This is a genomic window from Aliivibrio sp. 1S175, from assembly GCF_001690985.1.
Taxonomy (GTDB): domain Bacteria; phylum Pseudomonadota; class Gammaproteobacteria; order Enterobacterales; family Vibrionaceae; genus Aliivibrio.
Genome location: NZ_MAJS01000039.1, coordinates 1 through 683, shown reverse-complemented (window position 1 = coordinate 683; position 683 = coordinate 1). Strand labels below are relative to the sequence as shown.

The 683-nt window shown below is 31.9% G+C and carries 1 protein-coding gene; it reads right to left on the bottom strand.

From position 1 onward, the window contains the following. Positions 1-10: 10 nt before the first annotated feature. Positions 11-683 (bottom strand): hypothetical protein (locus A6E06_RS12850; protein ID WP_218066035.1); only part of this gene is annotated, 673 nt, incomplete at its 5' end.

Sequence of the window (683 nt, the reverse complement as noted above, 5' to 3'; positions counted from 1 at the left end):
GATGCATTTGTTATGCATTAACCTGCGGTATATTGTTTTTCCATTGAGGATTACCAAATATTGGAATAAATGCGTTATCAATATGATCAAATATAATCTCACCTTTTCGATTAACAACTCTCGTGGCTGCCAACCAACACTGCTTATCTAATGATTTTCTTAAAATTAATTCTTGATTCCAACTACCATTTCTAGCATTAAAGTGAACACCATAATGTATTTGATCTTTTAATTGCCATTGTACTTTTGAAAAGATAGCTGGGCTATTTATCTCACCAAGTACAGTTTCTGGAATCACTTCTGAATACTTTTCAGATTGATAATCCGAAATCCTCATCGTTAGATTAAATAAATTAGCATCACCTTTTTTAGTAATAGTAAAATCTTTTGCAAGTTTTTTATCTATATCAAAGTTATAGAGCATGAAATATGCAAATGCGTCACCACCAGTAGCCGCAGCAACCAATTTTCTAGTTACTTCTTCGGTTTCATTTTTACTTTGATGATTTTCATATATATCTACTATAAAGTGAGCCAACAAACCAACTGCAACTAATAATGGTTCCCATTCTATTGAATCTGGATTTGAATACCATAATACGCACCCAATCAAAGAAATGAGAGTAGATAAAATTTTTAAATACAGCATAAAACTCCTAGTTGATGCATAACGCCTGCATAAC